At 72.1% G+C, this 17,461-nt stretch carries 18 protein-coding genes and 1 CRISPR repeat array; of the genes, 10 read left to right on the top strand and 8 right to left on the bottom strand.

Annotated features, from left to right (window positions below):
• The first annotated feature begins 66 nt into the window (after positions 1 to 66).
• The 6 genes from cas7e to M1O15_RS18785 all read left to right on the top strand — a co-directional run bounded on the left by cas7e (position 67) and on the right by M1O15_RS18785 (position 6,003).
• Complete coding sequence (gene cas7e, locus M1O15_RS18810) at positions 67 to 1,293, top strand: type I-E CRISPR-associated protein Cas7/Cse4/CasC (RefSeq protein ID WP_248635110.1); 1,227 nt, start codon at positions 67 to 69, stop codon at positions 1,291 to 1,293.
• Complete coding sequence (gene cas5e / locus M1O15_RS18805) at positions 1,290 to 2,162, top strand: type I-E CRISPR-associated protein Cas5/CasD (protein WP_372499507.1); 873 nt, start codon at positions 1,290 to 1,292, stop codon at positions 2,160 to 2,162. Before cas7e ends, cas5e begins: the two co-directional genes overlap by 4 nt.
• Positions 2,162 to 3,010 carry a type I-E CRISPR-associated protein Cas6/Cse3/CasE gene (cas6e, locus tag M1O15_RS18800; protein WP_248635109.1) on the top strand — a complete coding sequence of 283 codons (849 nt, stop codon included), beginning with the start codon at positions 2,162 to 2,164 and terminating at the stop codon, positions 3,008 to 3,010. Before cas5e ends, cas6e begins: the two co-directional genes overlap by 1 nt.
• 8 nt (positions 3,011 to 3,018) lie before the next feature.
• Entirely contained in the window at positions 3,019 to 4,002 is a 984-nt protein-coding gene (cas1e, locus tag M1O15_RS18795) for a type I-E CRISPR-associated endonuclease Cas1e (RefSeq protein ID WP_248635108.1), read from the top strand.
• Complete coding sequence (gene cas2e / locus M1O15_RS18790) at positions 3,999 to 4,358, top strand: type I-E CRISPR-associated endoribonuclease Cas2e (RefSeq protein WP_248635107.1); 360 nt, start codon at positions 3,999 to 4,001, stop codon at positions 4,356 to 4,358. Before cas1e ends, cas2e begins: the two co-directional genes overlap by 4 nt.
• A gap of 99 nt (positions 4,359 to 4,457) precedes the next feature.
• Positions 4,458 to 5,341: a CRISPR direct-repeat array (repeat unit 29 nt; unit sequence CTGCTCCCCGCGCACGCGGGGATGACCCC).
• Positions 5,342 to 5,589: 248 nt separating this feature from the next.
• A complete protein-coding gene (locus M1O15_RS18785) occupies positions 5,590 to 6,003 on the top strand; it encodes an SRPBCC family protein (protein WP_248635106.1) in 414 nt (137 codons plus the stop codon).
• Between the two features lie 73 nt (positions 6,004 to 6,076).
• On the opposite strand, the gene M1O15_RS18780 is transcribed toward M1O15_RS18785, so the two are convergent.
• From M1O15_RS18780 to M1O15_RS18770, 3 genes are read right to left on the bottom strand one after another with little or no spacing between them, the layout of a single operon-like run.
• Positions 6,077 to 6,271, bottom strand: a complete 195-nt coding sequence (locus M1O15_RS18780; protein WP_248635105.1) for a hypothetical protein — start codon at positions 6,269 to 6,271, stop codon at positions 6,077 to 6,079.
• A gap of 29 nt (positions 6,272 to 6,300) precedes the next feature.
• On the bottom strand, positions 6,301 to 6,552 hold the full coding sequence (locus M1O15_RS18775) for a DUF397 domain-containing protein (protein WP_248635104.1): 252 nt from the start codon (positions 6,550 to 6,552) through the stop codon (positions 6,301 to 6,303).
• Entirely contained in the window at positions 6,549 to 7,412 is an 864-nt protein-coding gene (locus M1O15_RS18770) for a helix-turn-helix domain-containing protein (protein WP_248635103.1), read from the bottom strand. The genes M1O15_RS18775 and M1O15_RS18770 overlap by 4 nt, the downstream gene beginning before the upstream one ends.
• A 68-nt stretch (positions 7,413 to 7,480) precedes the next feature.
• On the opposite strand from M1O15_RS18770, the gene M1O15_RS18765 reads away from it, so the two are divergent.
• A complete protein-coding gene (locus M1O15_RS18765; protein WP_282576937.1) occupies positions 7,481 to 7,948 on the top strand; it encodes an ATP-binding protein in 468 nt (155 codons plus the stop codon).
• A gap of 5 nt (positions 7,949 to 7,953) precedes the next feature.
• Here M1O15_RS18765 and M1O15_RS18760 read toward each other — a convergent pair whose 3' ends face one another.
• The 3 genes from M1O15_RS18760 to M1O15_RS18750 form a co-directional block, all read right to left on the bottom strand.
• On the bottom strand, positions 7,954 to 8,613 hold the full coding sequence (locus M1O15_RS18760; protein ID WP_248635101.1) for a DUF4232 domain-containing protein: 660 nt from the start codon (positions 8,611 to 8,613) through the stop codon (positions 7,954 to 7,956).
• A 124-nt stretch (positions 8,614 to 8,737) separates the two neighbouring features.
• Positions 8,738 to 9,310, bottom strand: coding sequence for a TetR/AcrR family transcriptional regulator (locus M1O15_RS18755; protein ID WP_248635100.1), 573 nt, complete (start codon positions 9,308 to 9,310; stop codon positions 8,738 to 8,740).
• Between the two features lie 89 nt (positions 9,311 to 9,399).
• On the bottom strand, positions 9,400 to 10,290 hold the full coding sequence (locus tag M1O15_RS18750; RefSeq protein WP_248635099.1) for an AraC family transcriptional regulator: 891 nt from the start codon (positions 10,288 to 10,290) through the stop codon (positions 9,400 to 9,402).
• Positions 10,291 to 10,499: 209 nt separating this feature from the next.
• Here M1O15_RS18750 and M1O15_RS18745 point away from each other — a divergent pair, with 209 nt between their 5' ends.
• Positions 10,500 to 11,276, top strand: a complete 777-nt coding sequence (locus M1O15_RS18745; protein ID WP_248635098.1) for a class I SAM-dependent methyltransferase — start codon at positions 10,500 to 10,502, stop codon at positions 11,274 to 11,276.
• Positions 11,277 to 11,304: 28 nt separating this feature from the next.
• Here the strand turns inward: M1O15_RS18745 and M1O15_RS18740 are convergent, their stop codons facing one another.
• Positions 11,305 to 11,919 carry a YceI family protein gene (locus M1O15_RS18740; RefSeq protein WP_248635097.1) on the bottom strand — a complete coding sequence of 205 codons (615 nt, stop codon included), beginning with the start codon at positions 11,917 to 11,919 and terminating at the stop codon, positions 11,305 to 11,307.
• 259 nt (positions 11,920 to 12,178) lie between these two features.
• Here M1O15_RS18740 and M1O15_RS18735 point away from each other — a divergent pair, with 259 nt between their 5' ends.
• Positions 12,179 to 12,688 (top strand): hypothetical protein, encoded by a 510-nt coding sequence (locus tag M1O15_RS18735; protein WP_248635096.1) that lies wholly within the window; start codon positions 12,179 to 12,181, stop codon positions 12,686 to 12,688.
• Positions 12,689 to 12,763: 75 nt separating this feature from the next.
• Here M1O15_RS18735 and M1O15_RS18730 read toward each other — a convergent pair whose 3' ends face one another.
• A complete protein-coding gene (locus M1O15_RS18730; protein ID WP_248635095.1) occupies positions 12,764 to 13,324 on the bottom strand; it encodes a GNAT family N-acetyltransferase in 561 nt (186 codons plus the stop codon).
• Between the two features lie 212 nt (positions 13,325 to 13,536).
• Between M1O15_RS18730 and M1O15_RS18725 the strand changes: the two genes are divergently transcribed.
• Positions 13,537 to 17,451, top strand: coding sequence for an endo-alpha-N-acetylgalactosaminidase family protein (locus M1O15_RS18725; RefSeq protein WP_248635094.1), 3,915 nt, complete (start codon positions 13,537 to 13,539; stop codon positions 17,449 to 17,451).
• The last annotated feature ends 10 nt before the right edge of the window (positions 17,452 to 17,461 follow it).

Raw genomic sequence — 17,461 nt, 5'->3', positions numbered from 1 at the left:
CGGCCGACTGCCCCCCGCCGCCCCCGGCCCCACCACCACCACCACGACCATCGCAAGGACACTCCCGTGAACCGCATCTTCCTGGACGTGCACGCCCTGCAGACCGTCCCGCCCAGCAACCTCAACCGCGACGACACCGGCGCCCCGAAGTCCGCGGTGTACGGGGGCGTACCGCGCGCCCGGGTTTCCAGCCAGGCGTGGAAGCGGGCCACCCGCGAGTACTTCCGCGACGAGCATCTGCTCGACCCGAGCGAGCTGGGCGTGCGGACCAAGAAGGTCGTGGAGCTGCTCGCCGAGCGGATCACCGGCCTCGATCCCGCCATCCCCGAGGCCGCGGCCCTCCAGCTCGCCGACCGGACCATCCAGGCCATCGGCCTCAAGACGGAGGTCCCGCAGCGCAAGACCCGGGGCGCCAAGGCGGCGAAGGGAGCCGCGCAGCCGGCGGCCACCGAGGAGGAGAAGGACCCCGCCCCCCAGTCCAAGTACCTGGTCTTCCTCAGCGCCCGCCAGCTCGATGGCCTGGCGCGGCTGGCCGCAGGCGCCGCCGCCGACCCGTCGGCCCTCCTCTCGGACAAGAAGAGCAGGGACGAGGCCAAGCAGCTCGCCGACTCCCGGCACTCGGTCGACATCGCCCTCTTCGGCCGCATGGTCGCCGACGCCGCCGACTTCAATGTGGACGCCGCGGTCCAGGTCGCCCACGCCATCAGCGTCCACCGGGTCGAGAACGAGTCCGACTACTACACCGCCGTGGACGACGAGAACACCGACGAGGAGACCGGCGCCGGCATGATCGGCACCGTCGACTTCAACTCCGCCACCCTCTACCGGTACGCGGCCCTCGGCGTCCACCAGCTCGCCACCACCCTCGGCGACGGCCTGCGCGAGGACGAACCGCGCACCGACCCGGTACGCCGGGCGGTGGAGGCCTTCGTCCACGGCTTCACCGCCTCCCTCCCCACCGGCAAGATCAACACCTTTGGGCACCACACCCTCCCCGACGCGGTGATCGTCAAGCTCCGCACCACCCGGCCGGTCAGCTTCGTCTCGGCCTTCGAAGAACCGGTACGGGGCGACCAGGGCGGCCATGTCCGGGAGGCGTCCGACCGCCTCGCCGCGTACGTTCCCGACATCGAACGGGCCTACGGCGACCAGGATTCGACCCTCACCTGGGTCCTCCGCGTCGGCCCGAACACCCGGAAGCTCGCCGATCTCGGCACCGAGGCCGAGAGTCTGCCCGAACTGATCACCGCGGTCGGCCAGGCGGTGGCCGAGCACCTGGAGAAGCCCGCGTGACCACCCCCCACCCCACCCGGAAGCCCCCAGCCGCCCACCCCGGCACCACCCCTCCCGCCGTGCTCACCCTCCGCCTGGCCGGACCCCTCCAGTCCTGGGGCTCCTCGGCCCGGTTCACCCGGCGCACCACCGAATCGGCCCCCACCAAGAGCGGCGTCATCGGCCTGCTCGCCGCCGCTGCGGGCATCGAGCGGGGCGACGACGAACGACTCGCCCCACTGGCCGCGTTGCGCTTCGGCGTACGCGTCGACCAACCGGGCGAGCGGTTGCGGGACTTCCACACCGCCCACCACGGGGTGAGCGGCAAGTCCATGCCACTCACCGAACGCTTCTACCTCGCGGACGCCGTCTTCGTCGCCGCCGTCGAGGGCGACTCCGCCCTCCTCACCACCCTGCACGCCGCCGTACGCGACCCGGTCTACCCCCCGTTCCTCGGCCGCCGCTCCTGCCCACCGTCCCACCCCGTCGATATCGCCCTCCACCAGGGCACCACGATCCAGGACGCCCTCGACTCCACCCCCTGGCAAGCATCCCCCTGGTACCGCAAGCGCCACCGCGACCAGCCCACCGTCCCCCTGGAAGTCCTCCGCGAGGCCACCGCCACCCCGGCCGAGCCCGCCCCTGCCTCCCACCCACCCGACACCTGGCGCGACCAGCCGCTCAGCTTCTCCGCCGCCCACCGGCTGCACACTCTGCGCACCGTCGTCCGGGACCAGGCAGTCGTCCCCAACCCGAACGCCCGCACCCCCACCCCCCGTACCGCCGCCTCCCCTACCCTTCGTCGCCACGACCCGTTCGACGCCTTCGAAGACGCCTACACGGATCCGCCGCAGTCCGTCCCGGACGCCTCCGAGGAAGAGACCGACTGATGTTCCTGACCCGCTTCCGCATCAACACCGGCCGTCCCGGCGCGCGCCGCCTGCTCGCCTCACCCCAAGCCATGCACGCGGCCGTGATGTCCTCCTTCCCCGCCCTCCTCCCGACCGACGCGCCCCCCGGCCCCCAGGACCCCCGTGTCCTCTGGCGCCTCGACCTCACCACCCGCGCCGAGGTGCATCTGTACGTCGTCAGCCCGGCCCGCCCGGACCTGACCCACCTGGTGGAACAGGCCGGCTGGCCCGCCGCGGCCGCCGCCGATCCCACCACCCCCGGCTGGCAGACCAAGGACTACGACCCCCTCCTGGCCCGCCTCTCCACCGGCGATCGCTGGGCGTTCCGCCTCACCGCCAACCCGATCCACTACATCCGCCGCAAGGACGGCGAGCCGACCAAGCGCACCGCGCACCTCACCCCTCACCACCAGATGGGCTGGCTGCTCGACCGCCAGGACCGGTGCGGCTTCCGCATCCTCCAGAAGCCCGCCGACCGCCGCCTCCTGCCCGAAGGCACCACCCATCGCGGTCACCCCCACCACGGCGACCGCTACGAACTCACCGTCACCGACAAGCAGAACCTCTCCTTCACCAAGGCCCCGACCGACGGCGGCACCGCCACCCCCTCCAATCCCCCCAATCCCCGCCAAGGCCGCACCCCGCGCCCCGTCACCCTGGTCACCGCCACCTTCGACGGCCGTCTGGAGATCACCGACCCCGAGGCCCTGCGCCGCACCCTCACCCAGGGACTCGGCCGCGCCAGGGCCTACGGCTGCGGCCTGCTCACCCTGGCCCCCCTTCCTCACCCCGCCCCCGCACCCCCCGCCCTCACCCGACCCCTGTAGGCGCCACCATGCCCACCATCTCCACCCGCGCCGCCCTCACCCCCCGCCAGCTCACCCGCACCGGCGACCGGCTCTCCTTCATCTACCTGGAGCGCTGCACCGTCCACCGCGACGACAACGCCATCACCGCGCAGGACGCCGAGGGCACCACCCACATCCCTTCCGCCACCATCGGCACCCTCCTCTTGGGACCCGGCACCCGCATCACCCACCAGGCCATGACCGTCCTCGGCGAGACCGGCGCGGCGGTCTGCTGGGTGGGGGAGCAGGGCGTCCGCTACTACGCGGGCGGGCGCGCCCTCACCCGCTCGTCCGCCCTGATGGAGGCGCAGGCCCGCCAGTGGGCCAACCCGCGCAGCCGCCTGGCCGTGGCCCGCGAGATGTACCGGCTGCGCTTCCCCGACGAGGACCCCTCCGGCCTCACCCGCCAGGAACTCCTCGGCCGCGAGGGCCGCCGCATGAAGGCCTGCTACCGGGCCGAGTCCGCCCGAACCGGCGTCCCCTGGCGCGGTCGCCGCTATGTCCCCGGCGACTTCTCGGCCGGAGACCCGGTCAACCAGACCATCACCGCGGCCGCGCAGTGCATGTACGGCATCGCCCAGGCCGTCGTCGCCTCCCTCGGCTGCAGCCCGGCCCTCGGCTTCGTCCACTCCGGCCATGAACTGTCCTTCGTGATGGACATCGCCGACCTCTACAAGACCGGGATCGGTATCCCGGTCGCCTTCGACGTGGCCGCCGAGGGCGAGGAGGACGCCGGCCCCCGCACCCGCCGCGCCCTCCGCGACCGCATCAACGAGACGGCCCTGCTCAACCGCTGCGTGGACGACATCAAACGCCTTCTCCTCCCCGAAGCACCGCCCGACTCTTCCTCCCCCTATCCCTCCTCTTCCTCCGACACCGACGTCGTCACCCTCCAGTCCGACGGCGGCCACCACGTCCGCTCCGGCTTCAACCACGATGGCCCGGACGGCTACGAGGAGATCACCTGGTGACCGTCATCGTCCTCACCAACTGCCCGGCCGGCCTACGCGGCTTCCTCACCCGCTGGCTCCTGGAGATCTCCGCCGGAGTCTTCATCGGCAACCCCTCCGCCCGTGTCCACGACGTGCTCTGGGACGAGGTCCGCCAGTACGCCAACCAGGGCCGCGCCCTCCTCGCCCACACCACCGACAACGAACAGGGCTTCACCTTCCGCACCTACGACCACGCCTGGCACCCCGTCGACCACGAGGGCGTCACCCTCATCCGCCGCCCCAACCCCAACACTCCGACTTCGACCCTCCCCACCCCCTCACCCCCACCCAAGGGCTGGAGCCGAGTCGCCAAACGCCGCCGCTTCGGCCGCTAACCAGAGAGCCCACTTATGCCCGTCATGTGCCTTTTGCCGGAATCGATGAAAGTCATGGAAAACCCCCTGCGCCCCCACTAAAGTCCCAGGTCGCGCAGTCTGCTCCCCGCGCACGCGGGGATGACCCCCGGACGGTGTGCGAGATCGACGGCCGCGAGCTCTGCTCCCCGCGCACGCGGGGATGACCCCCCGTCCATCGAGCGGTCCGAGGCCCCCGGCATCTGCTCCCCGCGCACGCGGGGATGACCCCGACCTCATCCGCCGGCAGGCGGGCGCCAGCTACTGCTCCCCGCGCACGCGGGGATGACCCCGCCTCAAGGCGGGACAGGCTACGTCCTTCGATCTGCTCCCCGCGCACGCGGGGATGACCCCCCGGGGGTTGAAGCGACAAACGTCTCCGGACTCTGCTCCCCGCGCACGCGGGGATGACCCCTGGGGCAGCGGGGCCATCAACGTGGGGCGCTACTGCTCCCCGCGCACGCGGGGATGACCCCTGATCGAGAAGGCAGAGGAGATGCGGTGATCGCTGCTCCCCGCGCACGCGGGGATGACCCCCACACCCTCGCCAGCGTCCAGCAGCGCACCGACTGCTCCCCGCGCACGCGGGGATGACCCCTCGGTGATCAAGCCGGTCGCCTCGTTCATCGTCTGCTCCCCGCGCACGCGGGGATGACCCCTACGCGGGAGCATCCGTACACCGGGTCGCCCTCTGCTCCCCGCGCACGCGGGGATGACCCCGAAGCCAGCAGCACCTCCGGGCGATCCTGGAGCTGCTCCCCGCGCACGCGGGGATGACCCCGGCGTCGAGGAACCTGGTCACCGCCTCAACCTCTGCTCCCCGCGCACGCGGGGATGACCCCACCAACCGGTATGAGGTCGAGAAGGCCGTGAACTGCTCCCCGCGCACGCGGGGATGACCCCTGGACGGCGCGGCATGCAGACTATGACGGTGTACTGCTCCCCGTGCACGCGGGGATGACCCCTGGACGGGGACTTGGAGAATCCAGGAGTGGGACTGCTCCCCGCGCGCGGGGATGACCCCCCGCAGAAGAACACTCTCACCGCCGTCATCCGCTGCTCCCCGCGCACGCGGGGCTGCCTCACTCCGCTCCGCCAGTGGGGAGGGAGCCCGGCCGGGTCCGTAGTCGCCGTCGTGGTGGGCGGGACCGGTTGGGGGATGGTGGGGGTGAATCCGTTTTGGCGGGAGGGGCGGGTGGGGACACGACGTGGCATGGGTGACTACGACAACTCGATCATGGTGGCGGTACGGCCCGAGCGGCTGTTCGCGTACCTGTCCGACGTGCAGAACCTGCCGCACTATATGCCCCGGCTGACCTCGGCGCGCCCGCACGGGGGTGACCGGGTGACGGTGACCGCGCACATCGACCCGCCGGACGCGCCCGAGCAGGACGTGACCAGCGAGGCGTGGATCCGAGTGGTGGAGGAGGGCAAGAGCCTGGAGTGGGGGGCGCCGGGGCCGCATGACTATCGGGGGCGGCTGCATGTGGAGGCGGGGGACTCGGCCGACAGTTCGCGGCTCAGTGTGGAGCTGCACACGGACGTGACCGAGGGGCAGCAGGTGGACCACGGCCTGGAGGAGGCGCTGAGCGGGATCAAGCAGGCGGTGGAGGCCGCCGAGCGTTGACGGGGCGGGGGAGGGAGCGGGCGCCCGGCCTGCTTCGGGGTCCGCCCAACCTGTCTCGGGGCGGGCGCTCGGCTTACTGCGGGGCGGGCGCCTGGAGCCAGGGGGTCTTGGCCGTGAACGGCTTGTGGAGCACCGTGGCGGGCGCGGGGAGCGCGGCATTGATCGCCTCGGGCGGGACCGTGCCGGTGGGGCGGGTCGGGAGGCGGCGGTAGCTGTGGGCGCGGATCAGCTCCTTGGCCGCCGGCCGTGTCTTCGCGGCGACGGCCACCTCGTCCAGTGCCTCGCAGGCGTAGCCGCTCAGGTGGTGGGTGGGGCCGAGGGGAGGGGGAGGAAGGCGGACCAGGCGGTGGGGGAGAGGGTGAGCATGGGGCCGGCCGGGTCCTTGGAGTCGCGGACGTGGATGGCGCTGGGGTGGGCGGCCACCTCGACGCAATTGCCGCCCTCGTCGCCGCTGAAGCTGGACTTGTGCCAGTCGTAGGCGACTTCGATGCAGTTTCCGCCCTCGCTGCCGCTGTAGCTGGACTTGAACCACGAACGTGCCGGTGTCATGCCTCTCCTGCCAGATCGTCCAGCAGGCCCTTGGTGTCCTCGGTGTTCAGGGCCTGGGACCGCAGCATCCCATATTTCTGCTGGAGGATGCTGACCTCGATGGGGTCCTGGATCAGGAAGCTGACCCGCTGGCCCTCGATGTAGGCCAGCTGCTGGTGCTCGTCGGTTTCCAGGAGGACGAAGGGGCCGTTCAGGCCGGCGTGGGTGTGCCGCTTGCGCGGCATGATCTGGAGGCTGATGTAGGGGAGGTCGGCGATCCGGCGGAGGTGGCGGATCTGCTCTCGGGTGACCTCCTCGCCGCCCAACTCGCAGTCGAGGACGGACTGCTCGATGATGAAGCTCATGGTGGGGGGAGTGGGCTCGCGATCGAAGAGCTTGCGGCGGTCGATGCGGTCGGAGTGGTGGTCTTCCCGCTCCTCGGGGGTGTAGGGCGGGAAGCGGGAGTTGAAGAGGGCGGTGGCGTAGGCGTCGGTTTGGAGGATGCCGGGGATGGCCTGACACTCGTACGAGGAGAGGGCTCGGGCGGTGGCCTCCAGCTCGATGAAGTCCTGGACAAAGGCGGGGTAGCGCTCCTTGGCGGGGACGCGGGAGACGCCGACGGCCAGGACGCCGTTGGTGCCGAGGACGTCGTCCAGCTCCTGGGCGCGGTCGATCCGGAGCGGGCGGCGGCCCTGCTCGATGGACGCCAGCGTCTCGGGGGAGATGGAGAGCTTGACGGCCAGTTTGGGCTGGCTCAGCCCGGCCGCGCGGCGTAGTTGCGCGAGTTGGGCGCCGATGAGGTGCCAGGAGGTGACCTTGTCGCTCTTCTGCTGAGGCTTCGTGGGCTTGGGGGGCTTGCCCGACTTCCGTGAGGAGTGCATGGTCAGCCCTCTTCCCATCCGGCGGCGTACGTGACGCATTCTCATCCCGTACAAACGCGTTGTACGGGATGACGTGCTGTCCCAGGCTAGGCACCGAAGGTGACAGTGAGGGCGTGATCCACGAACCCGAACTTTCCTGCTGTCGCGAGGCGTTCTACCGGCGTGAGCGCCGGTCCGTCCCCGCCGCCCGCCGCTTCACCACCGAGGCGCTCGACGCCTGGGGCATCAAGGGCGATCGCGCCGGCGACATCGTGCTGTGCGTGAGCGAGTTGGCGACCAACGCCCTGCTGCACGGCGTACCGCCGGGCCGCGGCTTCCGGCTCCATCTGCTCCGGCCGGAGGGGAGCAGGGTGGTACGCGTGGAGGTGCACGACAGCGGGGGCGGTGAGGTCCGGCAGCGGGAGGCCGGGCGGGGCGACGAGTCGGGGCGCGGGTTGATGCTCGTCGCCGCGCTGGCGGACAGCTGGGGTGTGGGGGAGCGGTCGCCCGGCAAGATCGTCTGGTGTGAGTTCCACCAGGGGGAGGGCGGGGGCTGAAGGGGTCAGTCGCCCTGGCCGGCGCTGCCGATGGGGCCGAGCTTGACCGGGTTGCCGCCGCCCTCGGTCACGGGCAGGGTGGCGGCGCCCGGCCAGTCGAGGGTGACCGACTTGGTCTCGTCCGGCGGGGTCACCACCAGGCCGGTGACACGGACGCCGGAGCCGCCCGAGTCGTTCTTCGGGTAGCTGACGGCGAAGGACACCGACTTGCCGTCCTTGAGGACGTACGGGTCGGCCTTCTCGCCGGTGCGTTCCGCGGACAGCGGCCCCGCGTTGGTCTTCAGGTCGACGCCCGCGTACGCGGAGAGGGAGCAGTCCCGGCCGCCGCCGTTCTTCAGGGTCACCGCGACCAGGCCGTCCCGGTCACCGTCGATGGTGCTGTCCTGCGCGGTGATCTCCAGTTCGTCGGTGCGGCACTTGCCGATCTTGCCGGTCGTGCTCCCACCGCTGGAGTCCGCCTCGGGGGAGCTTGTGCCACCGGAAGGGGAGGGAGTTACGGAGGAGGGGGAGGTGGTGGGGGAGTCGGAGGGGCCGGAGGCGGGCGCGGAGGTGGGGGTGCCGGAGGCGGGGCTCTGGGCCGTGCCGCCGTCGTCGTTCTGGCAGGCGGTGAGCGAGAGGCCCGCGACGGCGGCCAGGGTGACGAGGGTGAGCTTGCGAGCACGCATCGGTTTGTCCTCGGTGTCGTCGGTCGGTGCCGGGTGAGCGGTTACGACTGGCAAGACCGGTACGGCTCTGTCGGCGTTCCGACAACTGGCGGCTCTTACATTCCTGTTACATGCAAGGGCGGGGTCAGGAGGTGGCGGCCTGGTGGCGGAGCAGGGCGTCCAGGGAGTCGATGATCCAGGCCCAGGACTGCTGGGGGTCGACGGGGGTGTGGTCGAAGCCTCCGGCCGTCTCCAGGCTCACGTAGCCGTGGAAGACGCTGCCGAGCATCCGCACCGCGTGGGTCTGGTCGGGCTCGCTCAGGTCGTAGCCGCGCAGGATGGCGCGGGTCATCTGGGCGTGCCGGACGCCCGCGCTGGCGGCCGCCGTCTCGGGGTCGAGCCGGAGGCGGGCGGCGGCGTAACGGCCCGGGTGCTCCTTGGCGTAGTACCGGTAGGCGTTGGCGAAGGCGGCCAGGGCGTCCCGGCCGGCGCGCCCGGCCAGCGCCTCGGCGACCCGGTCGGCCAGTTCCGCGAGGGCGAACAGGGCGATCCGGGTCTTGAGGTCCTGGGAGCTCTTCACATGCGAGTAGAGGCTCGCGACCTTGACGTCGAACTGCCGGGCGAGGGCGGAGACGGTCACCTGGTCGAAGCCGACCTCGTCGGCCAGCTCCGCGCCCGCCCGGGTCAGACGTTCCGCGGTCAGCCCTGCTCGCACCATGGCCCTGCCCCACTCTCCCTCGTGCGTGTCATCTTGCAGCGCCTACAAGGCTTAGGCAAACGGCACGGTTTGTTGAGGGAGGGGATGCGTCAGGGGGCCGTTGCCGTGCGGGTGACGGGGATCCAGAGGGCCGCGTCGGCGCTGGTGCCGTCCTCGGTGAGGTGGACGCTCAGCAGTTCCGGGCCCGGGCGGCTCTCGTAGGGGTTGGAGGGGAACCACTGGGTGAACACGTCCCGCCAGATGTTCTGGAGCGTCTCGGGGAAGGGGCCGGAGCTCTCGAAGACGGCCCAGGTGCCCGGTGCTACGGGGAGTGAGGACATGTCGTCGGGGACGGGGGCATCGGTGCCGGCCGCCACCGCCTGGTGGTAGTCGAGTTCGGTGCCTTCGGCGCGGCCGGGGGACAGCTGGTCGCTGACGCCCAGCAGGCCGCTCGGCTCCTGGTCGGACAGGGCCTCGATGCGGGCCAGGGTCTCCTTGCCGAGGCCGCGGACGAACTCGGCGATGGCGGGGTTCACCCCCTGGTGGACGAGGGGGACCCGGGCCTTTCGCCCCACGAGCTGGAACGCGTCCTTCTCGACGATCCGGTACCGCATGCTGCTGCTCCCTTCGACGACGAGGCGGAAGGACATCCGGGGCTGGGCCCGCAGTGCCGCGCCGGTGCGCCGCGCCTCGCCGGGGCCGACCCCGTGCACGGCGCGGAACGCCCGGGCGAAGGCCTCGCCGGAGCCGTAGCCGTAGCGCACCGCGACCTCCAGGAGCGTCCGCTCGCCGGCCAGCACCTCGGCGCCGGCGATCGTCAGCCGCCTGCGGCGTACGTACTCCGACAGCGGCATCCCGGCGAGCGCCGAGAACATCCGGCGGAAGTGGTACTCCGAGGTCGCCGCGATCCGGGCCGCCTCGACCGCGTCCAACGGGCGGTCGGGGTGCGAGCGGATCCGCGTCTCGACGTACTCCATGGCCTGGTTCAGGCGCTCCAGCATCCGGGGGCGGTCCTTCCGACTGTCGTCTGTGTCTGTGTCTGTGGCTGTGTCGGTGCCTGCTTTCGGTGACGACGGTAGGGAGGGGGAGGAGGGGTGGGCCCGATGATTCCTGCCCGATGCGGTCGGGTCCTCGGAGAGCGGGGGAGCGGGGGGACGGGGGAGCGGAAACCGGGTGGTGGGGGTGGGGGTGGAGTTCTTACGGTGGGGGGATGGGACGTGTGACGTTTGAGGAGCTGGTCGCCGAGGCGGTGGCCGAACCGGTCGAGGGCTGGGACTTCTCCTGGCTGGACGGGCGGGCGAGTGAGGCGCGGCCGTCCTGGGGTTATCAGCGGCTGCTGGGTACGCGGCTGGCGGCGGCGGACGCGGTGCTGGACCTTCAGACGGGCGGGGGCGAGGTGCTGGCGGGGGCGCTGGACGCGGCGGGGCGGAAGCCGTCCGTACTGGCCGCTACGGAGGGGTGGGCGCCGAACGCGGCGAAGGCGACCGGGCTGCTGGGGCCGCGCGGAGTGGTCGTGGTGGCGACGGGCGAGGAGCCGCCGCAGCCGTTCGCGGACGGGGCGTTCGAGCTTGTCAGCAGCCGGCATCCGGCGACCGTGTGGTGGGAGGAGATCGCCCGGGTGCTGCGGCCCGGTGGGGGGACGTACTTCGCGCAGCATGTGGGGCCGGAGTCGGTGTTCGAGCTGATCGAGTTCTTTCTGGGGCCGCTCCCGGAGGAGGTGCGGCGCGGGCGGCATCCGGAGGTGGAGGCCGCGGGGGCGCGGGCGGCCGGGCTGGAGGTGGTGGACCTGCGGACCGAGCGGCTGCGGATGGAGTTCCGCGATGTCGGCGCGGTGGTCTGGTTCCTGCGGAAGGTGATCTGGCTGGTGCCGGACTTCTCGGTGGAGCGGTACGAGGAGCGGCTGAGGGACCTGCACGCCCTCATCGAGGACGCAGGTCCCTTTGTCGCGTACTCCTCCCGCACCCTGGTCGAGGCGCGAAGGCCCTGACCCGCGGGAGACGGCACGGGCTCACGCCTTACGCGTCGTCGCTCTTGCGGATGGCGGAGATCTCGAAGGTGAGCTTGATCTTGTCGCTGACCAGCACGCCGCCCGTCTCCAGGGCCGCGTTCCAGGTCAGGCCCCACTCGGAGCGGAGCAGCGCGGCGGTGCCCTCGAAGCCGACGCGCTCGTTGCCGAACGGGTCCTTGGCGGAGCCGTTGAACTCCAGGTCGATGGTCAGCGGCTTGGTCACGCCCTTGATGGTGAGGTCACCGGTGAGCCGGTAGTCGTCGCCGCCCACGATCTCGGCGCCGGTCGAGCGGAAGGTCATCTCGGGGAACTGCTCGGCGTCGAAGAAGTCGGCGCTGCGCAGATGGCCGTCGCGGTCGGCGTTGCCGGTGTCGATGGAGGCGATCCGGACGTCGATCACGGCGCTGGAGGCCGCCGGGTCGGTGCCGTTGAGCTTCAGGGTGCCGTCGAAGTCGGTGAACGAGCCTCGGACGTTGGTGACCATGGCGTGCCGGGCGGTGAAGCCGACGCTGCTGTGCGCCGGGTCCAGGGTGTATTCGCCGGTCAGCGCGGCGAGGGCCGGGTCCACGGCGGAGCCGGAGGGGGCGGTGGCGGTGTCGCTGCTGCGGTTGAAGAGACCCATGGGAATGCACTCCTTGGAAGGTTCCAGGTGTTTCGTTGAACATTCAACGATGTGGACTGGTGCCGACTGTAGTCCTCTCAGGTTCAAGTTTCAACCACTTCTTGGCGGCTGTCCTGCGGAGGGGGAAGGGCGGGCGTCATTGGTGCGCCCTCTGGCAGGTGGTCCGGCCTCTGGCGTACGCGCGTAGAGCTGCGGCAGCATGCGTTCCGCACCTCTCGGTGCGCTTACGGGTCCGGTCAGTGAGCCCAGGGAGACAACCGTGAAGCTCCGCTCCGTCCTCACCGCGTTCGCCCTCGTCCTCGGTGCCCTCTTCGCCCCCGGCGTCGGCGTCCTCGCCGGTGCGACCGAGGCGCACGCCGCCACCAAGATCAGCCACGCCACCGCGACCTCGATGTTCCGCGCCTCCGGGATCACCTGGTCCTCTTCAGGGGGCTGCTCCGACCGGAACAACCCGACCTGCACCTCCTTCGACCAGCTCAACCGGGCCACCGCCCAGGGCGCCCAGGCCCTGAAGAGCGCCAGCGGCTGCGGCCTCAACATCACCGGCGGCACGGAGACCGGCCACGCGAGCGGCACCTACTCGCACGGGAACGGCTACAAACTGGACTTCGGCAAGGCGACCTGCCTCACCAACTACGTCAAGAACACCTTCACCTACATCGGTGTCCGGGGCGACGGGGCGCCCCAGTGGCAGTCCGGCGCCGGGAACGTCTACGCCGACGAGGGCAACCACTGGGACGTGACCTTCTACAACTGCGGCGGCTGCTGAGACGGGGCTCCGGCCCCCGGGCCCGGCCCACGGTGACCCGGTGGCGCGGACCGAAAGAGCGGGCAGGTCTCGGCTCTAGCGGCCGGCCGCCGAGTGCCACTCGCGGCGGAGGAGGCCGAAGACCCAGGAGTCGGAGACTTCGCCGTTGACGACGCAGTCCTCGCGGAGGGTGCCTTCGCGGACGAAGCCGAGCTTCTCCAGGACCCGGGCGGACGCCGCGTTGCGGGTGTCGGTCTCGGCCTGGACGCGGTTCAGGTCCAGGGTGTCGAACGCCCACCGCAGGACGGCGTGCGCGGTCTCCGTGGCGTAGCCGTGGCCCCACGCGTCGGCGTCGAGGATGTAACCCAGGGACGCGCTGCGGAAGTCCGGGTCCCAGCGGGTCAGGCCGCACCAGCCGATGAACGCGCCGTCGGAGACGCGGTCGACGGCCACCCGCGTTCCTGTGCCCTCCTCCTCGATCGTCCGGGAGCTCGCCATGAAGCGCTGGGCGCGGACCGGTTCGGTCCACGGCGGGGAGTCCCAGTAGCGCAGCACGTGGGCGCTGCTGTGCAGCGCGTAGAGCGGCCCCGCGTCGGCGTCGGTGAACGGCCGCAGTCGCAGGCGGGCCGTGTGCAGCTCGGGAGTGGGCAGTGCCATACGGGGCATCCTGCCGCGTCACGCTCGCCCCGACCATCCGTTTGTCCGGCGGTCGGGGGCGCGTGCGTTCCCGGTGACGCCGGACCTGCACGTGCGGCGTGGACGGTGAGCCCCCGGGGCTTGGACTTCTCGGCGGCCCTTGTTGGACTGCGCTGCGCCCCGGCCGTCCGTTCCGTTGACCCGCTCGCCGCCCGGGCGTTACCCACATGTCCATGTCCCCACGAACCCGTGCGGCGGGCGCGCTCATCGCCGCCCTCGCCGTGCTGCTCGCACCCGCCGGGCCGGCCACCGCGGTGTCACCGGTGCCCGCGGCCCCGGCCGATGCCGGTGCCGTCCTCCCCGCCGCCGCCACGGTCACCCTGCGCTCCGCCCGGCTCGACGTGGCCGTGGCCCGCGACTTCCCCCGGGTCGTCTCGTACACCGACCGGGGCACCGGGGCCCGGCTGCTCGGCAGCACCCGCCCGGTCACCGAGGTGGTGCTCAACGGCACTCCACACCCCGTACGGGTGAAGGCACCCACCGTGCGCGGTGCGAGCGCCCGCTACACCCTCGCCTTCCCCGAGCTGCCCGGCGTCGAGCTGGACGCCGTGCTGAGTGTGGCCGGGCGGGCCGTGACCTTCCGGGTGACCGCCGTCCGGGACACCGAGGCCTTCCGGGTGTCCACGCTCGACATCCCCGGGCACGACCTGGTGTCCGTCGGCTCCACCGAGCCCGGCGCGGCGACCGCGTTCACCCGGCTCGACCCGGACTCGACCCGGACCGCCGACGTGTTCGGCACGGTGACCGACGCCACCCCGGCCGAGCCCGCCGCCACCGGGGCCTCGTACGCCCTGGTCAACACGGACCGGCTGGCCGCCGCCGTGGAGTCCAACTCCAGCTACGACAAGCCCGCCGGGCCGACCGGTGGCGACGACGCCCGGTTCTGGCACCAGGCGCGCCGGGCGGAGGACGGCTCGGTACGGGTGGGGGTGTGGTCCGGGCAGTGGACCTACCGGGGTGCGGGCGCCCCCGAGCCGGAGCGCGGGGCGGACCTGCCGTGGGCCAAGGTGGTGGTCACCCCGGACGCCAACGGCGACCGGAAGACCGACTGGCAGGACGGGGCGGTCGCGTTCCGGAAGATCGGCGTACGGGCCCCCGGCAGCGAGGCGACACCCGATCGGGTGATCACCCACATTCCGTTCAACTTCGCCAGCCAGGCCACCCACCCCTTCCTGCGCACCCTGGACGACGTCAAGCGGATCTCGCTCGCCACCGACGGGCTCGGCCAGCTCGCCGTGCTCAAGGGATACGGGGCCGAGGGCCATGACTCGGCCCACCCGGACTACGGCGGCAACCACAACCAGCGAGCGGGGGGCCTGAAGGACCTCAACGCCCTGCTGAAGGCGGGAAAGGAGTGGGGCGCCGGCTTCGGGGTGCACGTCAACGCCACCGAGTCCTATCCGGAGGCCCGGGCCTTCGACGAGAGCCTGGTCGACAAGACCAAGCCGGGCTGGAACTGGCTCAACCAGAGCTACTACATCGACCAGCGCCGCGACCTCGACAGCGGGGACCTGGCCCGCCGCTTCCGGCAACTGCGCCAGGAGACCGACCGCAATCTGGACTTCCTCTACATCGACGTCTACTACACCCACGGCTGGATCGCCGACGAGACCATGCGGGCCGTGCGGGCACAGGGCTGGAACGTCGGCACCGAGTGGGCCGACAAGTTCGAGCGGGACTCGCTCTGGTCGCACTGGGCCAACGACCTGGACTACGGCGGGGCCACCAACAAGGGACTGAACTCGCGGATCATCCGGTTCATCCGGAACGGTGAGAAGGATGTCTGGAACGACCACCCGGTCCTCGGCCAGACCGCGCTGGAGGACTTCGAGGGCTGGACCGGCGAGAACGACTTCACCGCCTTCACCGCCAATGTGTGGGAGAGGAACCTGCCCGCCAAGTACCTCCAGGGGGAGGAGATCGTGCGCTGGGAGGAGGGGTCCGGTGATACGGACATCACCTTCACGGGGGGTGTGCGGGGCACGGTGGAGGACGGGCGCCGCACCTTCTACGAGCACGGCCGCAAGGTGCTGGACGGCGACCGCTACCTCCTCCCGTGGGACGGGGACGGGGACGGGGACGGGGACGGTGGCGGTGCGGCGGGCGGTGCGGCGAGCGGCGGGCGCAAGCTCTATCACTACAACAAGGGCGGAGGAGCGAGCCGTTGGCAGGTGGGGGCGGGGAGTGGGCCGTACACCGTGTATCGGCTGACCGACAACGGGCGGGTGCGTACCGGCACCGTGCGGCCGGACGCGGAGGGGCGGATCACCCTGACGGCTGAGGCCGGTCAGGCCTATGTCCTCTACCCGGGCAGGGCGCCCGCGCAGAGCGCCCCTCGATGGGGTGAGGCCACTCCGGTCGCCGACCCGGGGTTCAATGACGCCCGGCTGACCGGGTGGACCGCCACCGGCACGGTGGCGCGTGACACCGACGAGCTGGGGCGCAACAGCGCGCTGCTGAGCGGCTCGGCGCCGGCCGGGGTGCGGCAGAAGATCACCGGACTCCGGCCCGGCAAGCGGTACACCGCCTCCGCCTGGATCGAGGTCGAGCCGGGGAAGAGCCGCGAGACCAGGCTGACGGCGGGCGGGCGGACGGACGCCCTGGAGCGCTCCCCGGTGGTCAACACCATCGGCGCCTCCGACTGGCACGGCACCCGGATGCAGCGGGTGAAGGTCGGCTTCACCGCCTCGGCGCGCGGGACGGCGGAGCTGGCCGTGAGCGCGGCGGGGAGCAGCAGCGGGGCCCGGGTCCGGGTGGACGATCTCCGGGTGGTCGCGGGGGCTCCCAAGGAGGAGACCGAGGACTTCGAGGCGGTGGACCAGGGGTGGGGGCCGTTCGTGAAGGGCGGCGAGGGCCGGGCCAACGACCCGCGCACCCACCTCGCCCGGCGCAACGCCCCGTACACCCAGGCCGGCTGGAACGGCAAGGCGGTGGACGACGTGCTGGCGGGGGAGTGGTCGCTGAAGTCCCACGAGGAGAACGCCGGGCTGGTCTACCGCACCGCGCCCTGGACGGCGCCGATGCGCACCGGCCACCGCTACCGGGTGGAGTACGCCTACCAGTCCAGCCACCCGGGCGCCTATGAGTGGGTCACCGGCTACGACCGGGCGGACGGCAGCTCCGCCGAGATCCGCCGTACGCCCGTCCCCGAGCAGCGGTCCACCACCCGTTTCGGTGAGACGGTGGACGCGGCTTGCGGGGACACCTTCACCGGACTGCGCAAGCGGGCGGACGCCCCCGAGGGGGCCGACTTCGTGCTGGACGAGTTCACCGTGACCGACCTCGGGCCCTCCCCGGCCACCCTGGCCTGCGGCACCCTGGCACTCTCCGCGCCGACCGCCGCGCTGGAGCCCGGGCGGCCCCACCGGGTCACCGCCGCCTACACCAACGACGAGCCCTCCGCCGTGAGCGGAGTCCGGGCCGCCCTCACCCTCCCGGCGGGCTGGACCGCCGAGCCGGCCGGACCGGTCGGGCTGCCCGCCGTCCAGCCCGGCGCCACGGCCACCGCCGCCTGGCAGGTCACCCCGCCGGCGGACGCCGCGTACCGGACGTACGAGCTGCGGGCCGAGGTCCGGTACGGGGCCGGGGGCGGCGAGCGCGTGCTGACCGCCACCGCTCCGGTGCGCACCCTGCCGCCTCCGCCGACCGCCGACGCCTGGGCGAGCGACCTCGACTGGGCCTCCGCGAGCAGTGGTTGGGGCCCGGTGGAGCGGGACCGGTCCAACGGCGGCACCGCCGCCGGGGACGGCAGCCCGCTGCGGATCGGCGGCACCGAGTACGCCAAGGGGCTCGGCACCCACGCCCCGGCGACCGTCCGCTACTACCTGGGCGGCCGGTGCGCCTCGTTCACCGCCGAGGTCGGGGTGGACGACTCGCAGGGCAGCCGGGGCACCGTACGGTTCTCGGTCCTCGCCGACGGAGAGCGCAAGGTGCTCTCGCCCGCCCTGACCAACGCCGCCCCGGCCTGGTCCCTGAGCGCCGACCTCACCGGCGCCCAGTACGTCGAACTGGTCGCCGACGACTCCGGCGACGGCAACGGCAACGACCACGCCGACTGGGGCGGCGCCCGCTTCCACTGCGGGGGTTGAGCACCGCCCC

This window comes from Streptomyces lichenis (assembly GCF_023218175.1).
GTDB lineage: Bacteria > Actinomycetota > Actinomycetes > Streptomycetales > Streptomycetaceae > Streptomyces > Streptomyces lichenis.
The sequence above is the reverse complement of the archived record's forward strand: the minus strand, read 5'-3'. Positions and strand labels throughout refer to the sequence as shown.